We start from the raw sequence: 12,331 nt of genomic DNA on the forward strand, positions 1-12,331 counted from the left end.
ATAGTGGCGTAAGCCACTATTTTTATTCTTCAATCATCATACTTGCAGTTGCTGCTATTTGTTGTCCTTTTGCGGTTACTTCTTGTACTACAGATGATATATTAGTTATAGCTTCATTAACTGCATTAACTTTATTATCAAGCTCGCTAGATACTTTAAATATTTCTGATACATAATTCAATATAACTTCTTCATCTGATTTAGTTGATATTGCTACATTTTTAGAGTCTTCTGCAAGCTTTTTCACTTCATCTGCTACTACTCCAAATCCTCTACCATGCTCTCCAGCACGTGCTGCCTCTATAGATGCATTAAGTGCTAGAAGATTTGTCTGACCTGCTATCTTTACAATATCTTCTGAAGCCTGAACAAATTTATCTAACTTTTCCTGTACTTCTTTTATATTATCTCTAAGAAGTGCAGCTGTGTTATTTATGTCATTTATTTCATATGCAATACTTTCTATATTGTTTGCTATATGTTCATTTCCTGTATGAACGTCACATATAGATTTTGTTATTTCCTCTATACAGTATTTAAGATGGTCTACTCTTTTTAATCTTTCTTCACTTAATTTGTTTACCTTCGATACTGCTGCCTCTATTTCTCTATTTTTTATTTCTAATTGGCTCTCCTGCTGAATTATAAGCTCCTGCTTATTGTAGTATATACAGTTTTCTGGGCTGTTTAATCCATTTATTATGGCTTTTGCCATCTTCTTGCAATCACCATATCCACATGCAAAGCAATTTATACTTTTATCTTTATCGCTACTCTTATGAAGCATATCAAATATTTCATTATACTCTGCTTGTGTAGGTTCATTTGTTTTTACAACATAAGACTTATCTTCATATTTTCTAACAAAGTCTTCTAATCTAAGCTTTCTATCGAATACTAAATCCATCTCTTTTAGCTTACTTCTTAAAATCTTAGATTTTTCCTTTAGCTTTATATTTTTGAGTTCATTGAATTTACTGTCTATATCATCTATAGATATATCTTTGCATGTACCTGTTCCTATATTACATCCATAGCTGCAATTAAGGATATCTACAAGAGTTGGAACAGCTTTATTATTTCTAACTCTACTGCTATATTCTGATAAATACTCATATGTGTGAGTATACCCTTCTATTTGTCTTATCCACGCATTTTTTACTCTAGCTTCTATGTTTTCTCTTAATCCGCCTGGCCTACTATACAAAAGTCCTAGGCTACAGTCTGAGTCAAAGTCGTACTCTTGATAGCTATTTATATTTATATTATTTTCTTTTATGTATGAAATTAACTTCTTGAATGTAACATTATAATTTATATATTCGCTAGTATTCTTATCTCTTATTTCATCTATTTTAGCTATACAAGGAGATAAGAAAGCTATTTTATCGTTTATATTATTGTACTTTTTCATATATATAGCAGTACACATCATAGGACTGTGAATCGGTGCTAAACTATTTATAAGCTCTGGCTTGTATTTTTCTATATAACTAACTATAGAAGGACATGGCTGAGCTATGATGGATGATAAATTCATTTTCTTTATAGCTTTAAGATAAGCCCATGTTGTAATATCTGCTCCAAAAGATACATCGTATATTAAGTTTACTCCTAGTTTTTTTAGGTATCCAAATAATTTTTTATAGTTATCTATATTAACTCTTATTGCGGGGGCCACTATTAGAGATATCTTATTTCCTCTTTTCAAATCTTCAAAGAACCTTTGAGTATCGTCATAGTAATCTCTTGCTTTATGGTCACATACATCAATGCAATGTCCACAGTTTATGCATTTAGATTGATCTAGTTTAATTTTATTGTCTTTATCTACTACATAAGCATAATTTGCATCTTGTGCTGGACATCCATGAATGCATTTGTTGCAACCTACACATTTATCTTCATTAGTATATATAATTACATCACTATTTTTCATACTAAAGACCCCCTACTGTTAACTTATTAACAATTTTACATAAATTTTACCTTAATCTCAATAATAACAAATGCGACATAAATTTTCAATATATTACAATACACAAAAAGGAAGTCCTTTTACAGACTTCCCTTTACATTTATCTAAAATAATTTATTCCCGCTTCAAATAGCTTTTGATCTTTGTTTCCACTTATATTCTTTATTACATTAGATCCAACTCTTTCAGAGTGTCCCATCTTACCTAGTATTCTTCCATCTGGACTTGTAATTCCTTCAATTGCATTGAAAGATCCATTAGGGTTGTACTTAATATCATAAGTAGGATTTCCACTTATATCTACGTATTGAGTAGCTATCTGACCATTTAAAATTAATTTATTCATCATCTCTTCATTTGCAATAAATCTACCTTCTCCATGAGATACTGGAATAGAGTGTATATCTCCAACTTTTACATTGTTAAACCATGGAGATAAATTAGATACTACCTTGGTATTCACAACAGTAGATACATGTCTTCCTATTTTATTGTATGTTAGTGTAGGACAATTTTCAGTAATATCTCTTATCTCACCATAAGGGAGCAATCCAAGTTTTATTAACGCTTGAAATCCGTTACAAATTCCAAGTATCAATCCATCTTTATTTTTTATGAAGTTCATAACAGCTTCCTTTACCCTAGGATTTCTAAATACCGTTGCTATGAACTTTCCTGACCCCTCTGGTTCATCCCCTGCACTAAATCCTCCTGATAGCATTAATATCTGAGAATTATTTATTCCTTTAACTATCTCATCTAAAGATTCTTCTATATCTTTAGATGTTAAGTTCCTAAACACTTTAAGATCAACTTCTCCACCAGCATTTTCAAATGCTCTCATAGTATCGTATTCACAATTTGTTCCAGGAAACACTGGTATGAATACTCTTGGCTTTGCTATCCTTAGTAAAGGCTTAGAACTTGTAGGTGCATAGAATAAGTTTTCTTTTATACCTTCATTTATTTCTTCAGTTTTTGTAGGGAATATACTTTCAAGAGGCTCACTAAAAGCTTCAAAAGCTTTTTCTATTTCTATAGTTATTTCTCCTATTACTATAGTATCTCCTTGAGTAACCCCTAACAGCTTGTAATCTACATCTTCAAATATATCTTCTAATTTATGGGAGCTATCTATCTCTAGTATTATAGATCCATAATCTGGCATGAACAACTCTTTTTTAGTTATGCCATCATTAAACTTTACTCCTATTTTATTTCCAAAACTCATTTTGCTTATAGCTTCACAAATTCCACCATGTCTTACAGTGTGTGATGATAATATATATCCACCTTTTATAAGGTCATTTATTTTTGTGAAGTTTCTCTTTAATATATCAAAGTTAGGAATGTAATACTCATTCTTAGGAGCATGAATTAATACTACATTGCTTCCTTCTTTTTTAAGTTCTGGAGATACAACATTATTTACATTTACAGTATCAACAGCGAATGCAACAACTGTAGGTGGAACATCAAGATCATTAAAGCTTCCAGACATACTATCTTTCCCACCTATAGCAGGTATTTGAAGTTCACTTTGGACTAATAATGCTCCTAAAAGTGCACTTGTAGGTTTTCCCCATCTTACAGAGTCTTTTCCTAATTTTTCGAAATACTCCTGAAGTGAAAGTCTTATGCTTTGATATTCTCCACCAATTGCAACTACTTTTGTAACTGCTTCTATTATTGAGTATATGCCTCCATGAAATGGGCTCCACTTTGCAATCTTGGGATTGTATCCATGAGTCATTATAGTTCCAGTGCTTGTATCTTTAGATAAAACAGGTATTTTAGCTACCATACCCTCTGTAGGAGTGTTTTGATACTTACCACCAAACGGCATAAGTACAGAACCACTTCCTATAGTGCTGTCAAATCTTTCTACAAGCCCCTTTTGAGAGCATACATTGAGGTCTTTTAACTTTTCAAACCAAGCAGTTTTTATATCACTGTCCTCAGTTGTATCAAAGTAAGTATTATCTTCACTTGGAGGATCTATTACTACGTCTATTTTTTGCTTTACACCATTTGTATTTAGAAATTCTCTATCTATATCTACTACTTTATTTCCTTTCCAATTCATAATCAGTCTATTTTTATCAGTAACAACACCAACGGCAGTTGCCTCTAAATTCTCAACCTTAGCATATTCTATAAACTTTTCCACATTCTCACTATCTAAAACTACAGCCATACGCTCTTGAGATTCAGATATTGCAAGCTCTGTTCCATCTAGTCCTTCATACTTTTTAGGAATTAAGTCTAAATTTATATCAATGCCATCACAAAGTTCTCCTATTGCAACGCATACCCCACCTGCTCCAAAGTCATTACATTTTTTTATAAGTTTGCTTACATTAGGATTTCTAAAAAGCCTTTGTATCTTTCTTTCTGTAGGTGCATTTCCCTTTTGAACCTGTGCTCCACAAGTTAATATAGATTCTTCACTATGTTCTTTAGATGAACCTGTAGCTCCTCCACATCCATCTCTTCCTGTTCTTCCTCCAACTAAAACTACAACATCTCCACTTTTAGGCTTACTTCTTACAACATTTTCTAATGGAGCTGCTCCTATAAGTGCCCCTACTTCCATTCTCTTAGCTACAAATCCCTCATCATACACTTCACACACGTGACCTGTTGCAAGACCTATTTGATTGCCATAAGAACTATATCCAGCAGCAGCTTCAGTAGTTATTTTTCTTTGAGGAAGTTTTCCTGAAAGTGTATCTTCTATCTTAGCTCTAGGATCACCACTTCCTGTTACACGCATAGCCTGATATACATAACTTCTTCCAGATAAAGGATCTCTTATAGCTCCTCCTATACAAGTTGCAGCACCACCAAACGGCTCTATTTCTGTAGGGTGGTTGTGAGTTTCATTTTTGAACATAACTAGCCAGTCTTCATTTTTACCTTCTACATCTACACTTACCTTTATGCTGCAAGCATTTATTTCTTCAGATTCATCAAGGTCATTAAGTAATCCTCTTTTTCTAAGTTCTTTCATTCCTATTGTAGCTATGTCCATAAGAGATATATCTTTGTCTTTTCCTTGATATACATATTCTCTAGATTTTATATAATTCTCGTATGCATCTTTTATGACACTTGAGTACTTACCTTCATTTATTTTTATGTTTTCTAATTTAGTTAAAAATGTAGTATGTCTACAGTGATCTGACCAATAAGTGTCTATAACCTTTATTTCTGTTATAGTCGGATTTCTTTTTTCTTTACTCTTGAAGTATTCCTGACAAAGCTTAAGATCTTCAAAGTTCATAGCAAGTTCATTTTCTTCCATGAATTTTTTTAATCCTATATCATCTAAATCTATAAATCCATCTAATGTCCTAACACTCTCTGGTTGAGATGTTCTCATATTCAAATCTTCATATTTTCCAAGATATGCTTCTCTAGAGTCTACTGGATTTATACAGTATTTCTTTATTTTATCAAGTTCATCACTACTTATATTTCCTTTTAATACTATTATTCTAGCTGTTAAAACAGTAGGTTTCTCACCCTGTGTAAGTATTTGTATGCATTGCCCTGCCCAGTCACCTCTTTGGTCATATTGACCTGGAAGGTACTCTATTCCAAACTGTATTTCATCACTATCTACGTATAGTTCTTCATGATATATATAATCTACAGTAGGTTCTGACAAAATAGTTTTGTATGCTATTTCATATACCTGTTCAGAAATTGGATATATATCATATCTATTTGCGATTCTTATTCTTTCTAGATTTTTTATTCCTAGATTTTCTTTTAAATCTCTAAATAGGCCCTTAGCTTCAACATCAAATCCACTCTTTTTTTCAACAAAGATTCTTTTAATATTTTTCATGTCAATTTCCCCTTTATTTTAAAGTGAAATTCCTTTATTTATTCTTCCTATGTCTTTTCTATATTGCTTTCCTTCAAACTTTAGCTTTTCTATATTCTCATAAACTCTATTTCTAGCAATATCTATATCTTTTCCAAATGACGTTACACAAAGAACTCTTCCACCATTTGTAACTATATCTTCATTTTCTTTTTTTGTTCCACTGTGAAATACAATAATGTCGCTATCTAGATCATCAAGTCCGTATATTCTCTTATTAGTTTCATACTTTTTAGGATATCCTTTAGATGCTAAAACTACAGATACTACGCTTTCTTGTATCCAGCTTATTTGTATTTCTTTTAGCTTCTTATTAAGAACGCTATCTATTATATCTACAAGGCTTGTTTTTAATCTTGGAAGTATAGCCTGAGTTTCTGGATCTCCAAACCTAACATTAAATTCCAAAACTTTAGGACCTTCACTAGTAACCATTATCCCTATAAATATTATACCTTTGTAATTTAAATTTTCTCTTTTTAGGCCATCTATCACTTTGTCTAATATTTTTTCCTTAACTTCTTTTTCTAATTTATTATCATATATAAGACTAGGAGAGTATGCTCCCATACCACCAGTATTAGGGCCTTTATCTTCATCAAATACTTTCTTATAGTCTTGTGCACTCTCCATTGGAACTATACTTTCCCCATCTACGAATGCAAGTATTGAAGTTTCTATTCCATCTAAAAACTCCTCAACAACTATTTTATTTCCTGCTTGGCCAAGTTCCTTATCTTTCATAATGCTATCTATACTTTCTAATGCTTCTTTCTTGTCTTTAGCAATTACAACGCCTTTCCCAGCTGCTAGTCCATCTGCTTTTATAACTACTGGATATCCGTACATATCTATGCTTTCTCTTGCAGAATATATATCTTCAAACTCTTGATATCTTGCAGTTGGTATTTGATTTCTTACCATGAATTTCTTTGAAAATGCCTTACTTCCCTCAAGCATAGAGCATTCTTTATTTGGCCCAAATATCCTTAGATTGTTTTCTTCGAATTTATCTACTATTCCCATTACTAAAGGCTTTTCTGGACCTACTATAGTTAAGTCTATTTCGCTTTTTATTGCAAAATCTAAAAGCGAATCTATATCATCAGAAGATATATCTATATTTATAGCTATTTCACTAGTCCCTGCATTACCAGGAGCACAATATATAGTTTTTACTTTATCTTCATTTGCAAGTTTCCATACTATAGCGTGTTCTCTTCCTCCACTTCCTATTACCAAAACTTTCATAAAATCACTCCTAGTGTTTGAAATGTCTTATCTTGCTAAATACCATGGAAATACCTAATTCATTACAAGCATTTATAGAATCTTTGTCATTTATAGATCCACCAGGCTGAATTATAGCACTTACTTTATATTTTGCTGCAAGCCTTACACAATCATCAAATGGGAAGAAAGCATCTGATACTAACACAGAACCTTCAAAATTTTTCTCTTTATTGTTACTTAATGCATTTTCAAGTGCCCATATTCTAGAAGTCTGACCAGGTCCTAGTGCTAGTGTTTGTCCATTTTTTACTATAGCAACAGCATTAGATTTCATATGCTTTACTATTTTCATTCCAAATTTCATATCTTCTATTTCATTTTCTGTAGGTTGTTTGTTTGTAACAATCTCTAAGTCATCATAAAGGGATTTATTCTTATCTTGAACAAGCAATCTTCCATCACAGTATTTTAAGTCGTATTCTCCAGATTTATCTAAATTCTTTATCTTTAGTATTCTAAGATTTTTCTTAGTTTTAAGAATTTGCAGTGCTTCATCTGTATAATCATAAGCTGCTACTATCTCTAAGAATATTGCATTTAGAAGATTTGCTGTTTCTTTATCCACCACAGAGTTTATACCAACAATGCCTCCGAATATGGATACTTCATCACTTTTAAAGCATTTAGTAAATGCTTCAAGCGAGTTTTTTCCAACTCCTACTCCACAAGGATTTGTATGTTTTATTCCTACTGCTACTACTTCATCATCAAACTCCTTAAGTATTTCAATAGCTCCGTTTAAATCATTTATATTATTAAATGATAATTCTTTTCCATTTATTTGTTCAAAATCTATCAGCTCTGCAAATGTTTCTTTATATAAAGAAGCACTTTGATGAGGATTCTCTCCATATCTTAAATTGCTTTCTTTTTCAAACGTTAAGTTAAGGTATTGTGGATATTTCTCATTAGTGATCTGTGCAAAATAATTTGAGATTAGACTATCGTAATGACCAGTAATTGAGAATGCTTTAAATGCAAGATTTAATCTATCTTCAATATTTATTGAGTTATCTTTCAATTTAGATATTATAAAGTCGTAATCGCTAGGGTCTACTACCACTAATACATCTTTATAGTTTTTAGCAGCTGACCTTATCATACTAGGTCCACCTATATCTATATTTTCTATTATTTCTTCATGACTTTTTCCACTTTTCACAGTTTCTTTAAATTTATAAAGATTAACTACTACCATATCTATACTTTGTATATCAAGTTCATTTACAGTATTTACATGCTGATCATTGTCTCTTTTAAAGAGTATACCTCCATGAATATATGGATTTAATGTTTTAACTCTACCATCTAGTATCTCAGGGAATTTAGTAACTTCATCTATTAAAATAGTATCTACTCCATTTTCTCTCAAAACCTTATATGTATTTCCAGTAGATATTATTTCGTATCCAAGACTACAAAGATTCTTTGCAAATTCTACTATTCCATCTTTATTAGTAACACTTATTAATGCTCTTTTAGTCATTTATAATCACTTTCCTTCCTTGTATTTTGATCTTACCAAGACAGTAAAGCTTAACAGACTCTTTTAATATTTCATGCTCAACTTCCAAAACTCTATTCTTTAGGGTTTCTACAGTATCATCATCATAGACAACTACACACTTTTGCATTATTATAGGTCCATGATCTAATTTTTCATCTACAAAGTGAACTGTAGCTCCAGTTAATTTTGCTCCGTAATCTATAACACTTCTATGAACGTTCTCTCCATAATACCCCTTACCACAAAACGCAGGTATCAAAGATGGGTGTATATTTATTATCCTATTTTCAAATTCTTTTACGAATTCTTCTCCTATTTTTCTTAGGTATCCAGCTAATACAACAAGGTCTATTTTTTCTTCTTTGAGTATATCTATTATCTTCTTTTCGTTTTTCTCACATATCGCTTTTATACCGTTTTGCTTTGCACGTATCAATCCATATGCATTTTGATTATTTGAAATTACTACCTTTATAACTCCGTTTATATTTCCTTCATTCACTTCATCTATAAGACATTTTAAATTACTTCCACTCCCAGATATCAAAACAGCTATATTCAGCATAATATAACTCCTTCTTTTCCTTTTACTATCTCACCGATTATAAATCCTCTGTCTTCTTTGTTTATATCATTTAATATGCTTTCAGCTTCATCTTTATCAACTACCAAAACTAATCCTATACCCATATTAAAACTTCTATAAAGTTCATCTTCTTCTACTAAATTAAAGCTTTCTATAAGACTAAATATATCAACTTTATCCCAAGAATCTTTTTGTATCTTGCATGATAGTCCATTTGGTATAACTCTAGGGATATTTTCTACAAGCCCTCCACCTGTTATATGAGCTATTGCTTTTATTTCATAATTTCTCAATAAATTATTAACTAAACTTACATATATCTTAGTAGGTCTAAGTAGTGCCTCTCCTAATGTTTGGCCTAGTTCCTCAATATATTTATCAAGTTCCATCTTCATATGATCTATAAATATCTTCCTAACAAGTGAGTATCCATTACTGTGAATTCCTGAAGATGATATACCTATAATTACATCTCCTTCTTTTACTTTTTTGCCATCTATTATATTTTCTTTATCACATATCCCAACAGAAAAACCTGCCAAATCATATTCATCATCAGAGTACATTCCTGGCATTTCTGCTGTTTCTCCACCTATTAATGCACATCCAGAAAGTTTGCATCCAGTAGCTATTCCAGAAACTATTTCATCTACTTTATTAGCATCTAGCTTGCCAGTTGCTATATAATCTAGGAAAAATAATGGTCTTGCTCCCTGACATAAAAGATCATTTACACACATTGCTACTAAATCTATTCCTATTGTATGATGTATACCTGTCATTTGAGCTAATTTAAGCTTTGTTCCTACTCCATCCGTAGATGAAACGAGTACAGGCTCTTTCATATTAATAAATTCTTTAAGAGAGTATAATCCACCGAAATTTCCAAGATCACCTAACACATTATTATCATAAGTTGACTTAACCTTATCTTTTATAAGGGATACCGCTTTGTTACCTTCATCGATATCTACTCCTGCAGATTTATAACTAATTTTATTCATTGTCTTATTCCTCCCTCATAGGATTTATAGGATAATCTCCTGTAAAACAAGCCATGCAGAAATTACTTGAATTAGCTGCTTTTAACACTCCTTCTGTTGATAAAAACTTAAGTGAATCTGACCCTATAATTTCATTTATCTTATCAACTGAATTGTTAGAAGCTATCAACTGACTTCTTCTTGGAGTGTCTATTCCAAAGTAGCAAGGATGAGTAACTGGTGGTGATGTTACTCTAAGGTGTACCTTTTTAGCTCCAGCTTTTCTAAGACTTTCTATAAGTCTCTTTGATGTTGTTCCTCTAACTATAGAATCATCTAAAAGTACAACTGATTTTCCTTCAACAACTTCTCTAAGAGGATTAAGCTTTATTTTAACTCCTATCTCTCTTTCAGTTTGTGTCGGCTTTATAAATGTTCTTCCTACATATCTATTTTTAACTAACCCTTCCATAAAAGGGATTTTACTTTCATTTGAATATCCAACTGCTCCAGCCCACCCAGAATCAGGAACAGGAACAACTATATCAGCATCTACAAAAGACTCTTTAGCAAGTATTTCTCCACACTTTACTCTGAAGTCGTATACATTTATTCCATCTATATTTGCATCATTTCTTGCAAAGTATATATGCTCGAATATACATAAGCTTTTCTTTTCACTCTTATCGTAGTGATAAGAATTTGAACTTTCTTTATTTATAACTAGTATTTCACCGGGATTTATATCCCTTACAATCTCTCCTCCTAGTATGTCTATAGATGCACTTTCAGATGATACTATATAATCTCCATCTCTTACCCCAAGAACTAATGGTCTGAATCCATGTGGGTCTCTTACAGCTATTAGCTCTTTCTCAGTCATTATAACTAGAGAATAAGCTCCTTTTATATGACTCATAACTGTCTTTATGCTATCTACAATATCTCCATTGTAGTGCTTAGCTAAAAGATACAATATAACCTCAGAATCTATAGATGTTTGAAATACAAGACCTTCATCTTCAAGTCTACTTCTTAATATATCGCTATTTATTAGATTTCCATTGTGTGCTAGGGCTATATTTCCACCTTTAGATGTTCCTACTAATGGTTGACAGTTAGCAAAGTGACTTCCTCCAGCTGTTGAATATCTTACATGACCTATTCCTATGGTTCCTTTTAATTCACTGAGAATTTCCTCCTTGAATACTTCCGTTACAAGCCCCATACCTCTTCTGTAGTTTATATGATTATCTGCTACTGCTATCCCACAACTTTCCTGACCTCTATGTTGAATAGTATATAGTCCATAATAAACATCTTTAGCTGCATCACGATTCGAAAAAACTCCAACAATTCCACACATACAAAGTCCCCCTATTTTTGTATCCTATTAAGAACCTCTTTGTATCCTTCTATTACCTTTCCTAAATCCTGTCTGAATCTATCTTTGTCTAACTTTTCATTACTATTGATATCCCAAAGTCTGCATGTATCTGGAGATATTTCATCTGCAAGTATTATTTTAGATTCGTGTTTTCCAAACTCTAATTTAAAATCTACAAGTGTCAAATCTACCTTAGAAAAAAACTCTTTCAATACTTCATTTACCTTAGTTGCATACTCTTTTATTATTTTTATCTCTTCTTCATTTGCAATGTCTAATACTAATATGTGATCTTCATTTATAAGAGGATCTTTGTACTCATCACTTTTATATGAAAATTCTAATATACTTTTTTTGAATTTCTTTCCTTCCTCAATTCCTAATCTTTTGCATATAGACCCTGCTCCTATATTCCTAACTATAACTTCTAGTGAAATTATATCTACCTTTTTTACTAACATTTCTCTATCTGATACCATTTTTATAAAGTGATTATCTATTCCTTTTTGGTGAAGAAGCTCGAATATCAAGGAAGATATTCTATTATTTACTATGCCTTTTTCGTTAACTTCACTTCTTTTTTCTCCATTAAATGCTGTTGCATCGTCTTTAAAGTAAACTATATATTCATTTTCATTATCAGTTCTGAAAACTTTTTTAGCTTTTCCTTCATAAAGTAGATTCATATGACACCTCCGAATG

The 12,331-nt window shown here is 31.7% G+C and carries 8 protein-coding genes; all 8 read right to left on the minus strand.

Annotated elements, in window-relative coordinates; all coding sequences use genetic code 11:
* Positions 1 to 22 precede the first annotated feature (22 nt).
* Positions 23 to 1,939: a [Fe-Fe] hydrogenase large subunit C-terminal domain-containing protein gene (locus tag CLOTH_RS05745; RefSeq protein ID WP_079412046.1), complete on the minus strand. Its 1,917-nt coding sequence runs from the start codon at positions 1,937 to 1,939 to the stop codon at positions 23 to 25.
* A gap of 139 nt (positions 1,940 to 2,078) precedes the next feature.
* Entirely contained in the window at positions 2,079 to 5,834 is a 3,756-nt protein-coding gene (locus CLOTH_RS05750; RefSeq protein ID WP_331722024.1) for a phosphoribosylformylglycinamidine synthase, read from the minus strand.
* Between the two features lie 18 nt (positions 5,835 to 5,852).
* Positions 5,853 to 7,124: a phosphoribosylamine--glycine ligase gene (purD, locus tag CLOTH_RS10800; RefSeq protein ID WP_331722025.1), complete on the minus strand. Its 1,272-nt coding sequence runs from the start codon at positions 7,122 to 7,124 to the stop codon at positions 5,853 to 5,855.
* Between the two features lie 10 nt (positions 7,125 to 7,134).
* On the minus strand, positions 7,135 to 8,652 hold the full coding sequence (purH, locus tag CLOTH_RS05755) for a bifunctional phosphoribosylaminoimidazolecarboxamide formyltransferase/IMP cyclohydrolase (protein WP_079412047.1): 1,518 nt from the start codon (positions 8,650 to 8,652) through the stop codon (positions 7,135 to 7,137).
* Positions 8,645 to 9,238, minus strand: a complete 594-nt coding sequence (purN, locus tag CLOTH_RS05760; protein ID WP_079412050.1) for a phosphoribosylglycinamide formyltransferase — start codon at positions 9,236 to 9,238, stop codon at positions 8,645 to 8,647. Before purN ends, purH begins: the two co-directional genes overlap by 8 nt.
* Positions 9,232 to 10,263: a phosphoribosylformylglycinamidine cyclo-ligase gene (gene purM, locus CLOTH_RS05765; RefSeq protein ID WP_079412052.1), complete on the minus strand. Its 1,032-nt coding sequence runs from the start codon at positions 10,261 to 10,263 to the stop codon at positions 9,232 to 9,234. Before purM ends, purN begins: the two co-directional genes overlap by 7 nt.
* A 4-nt stretch (positions 10,264 to 10,267) precedes the next feature.
* Positions 10,268 to 11,608 (minus strand): amidophosphoribosyltransferase, encoded by a 1,341-nt coding sequence (gene purF, locus CLOTH_RS05770; protein WP_079412054.1) that lies wholly within the window; start codon positions 11,606 to 11,608, stop codon positions 10,268 to 10,270.
* A gap of 11 nt (positions 11,609 to 11,619) precedes the next feature.
* Positions 11,620 to 12,315 (minus strand): phosphoribosylaminoimidazolesuccinocarboxamide synthase, encoded by a 696-nt coding sequence (purC, locus tag CLOTH_RS05775; RefSeq protein ID WP_079412056.1) that lies wholly within the window; start codon positions 12,313 to 12,315, stop codon positions 11,620 to 11,622.
* Positions 12,316 to 12,331: the final 16 nt, after the last annotated feature.

The sequence above is a fragment of the Alkalithermobacter paradoxus genome, assembly GCA_002029295.1.
GTDB lineage: Bacteria > Bacillota > Clostridia > Peptostreptococcales > Peptostreptococcaceae > Alkalithermobacter > Alkalithermobacter paradoxus.

Bases quoted from the DNA above. Each gene is read 5' to 3' on its own strand.
- CLOTH_RS05745 (WP_079412046.1), bottom strand. From the start codon at position 1,939: ATGAAAAATAGTGATGTAATTATATATACTAATGAAGATAAATGTGTA.
- CLOTH_RS05750 (WP_331722024.1), bottom strand. From the start codon at position 5,834: ATGAAAAATATTAAAAGAATCTTTGTTGAAAAAAAGAGTGGATTTGAT.
- purD (WP_331722025.1), bottom strand. From the start codon at position 7,124: ATGAAAGTTTTGGTAATAGGAAGTGGAGGAAGAGAACACGCTATAGTA.
- purH (WP_079412047.1), bottom strand. From the start codon at position 8,652: ATGACTAAAAGAGCATTAATAAGTGTTACTAATAAAGATGGAATAGTA.
- purN (WP_079412050.1), bottom strand. From the start codon at position 9,238: ATGCTGAATATAGCTGTTTTGATATCTGGGAGTGGAAGTAATTTAAAA.
- purM (WP_079412052.1), bottom strand. From the start codon at position 10,263: ATGAATAAAATTAGTTATAAATCTGCAGGAGTAGATATCGATGAAGGT.
- purF (WP_079412054.1), bottom strand. From the start codon at position 11,608: ATGTGTGGAATTGTTGGAGTTTTTTCGAATCGTGATGCAGCTAAAGAT.
- purC (WP_079412056.1), bottom strand. From the start codon at position 12,315: ATGAATCTACTTTATGAAGGAAAAGCTAAAAAAGTTTTCAGAACTGAT.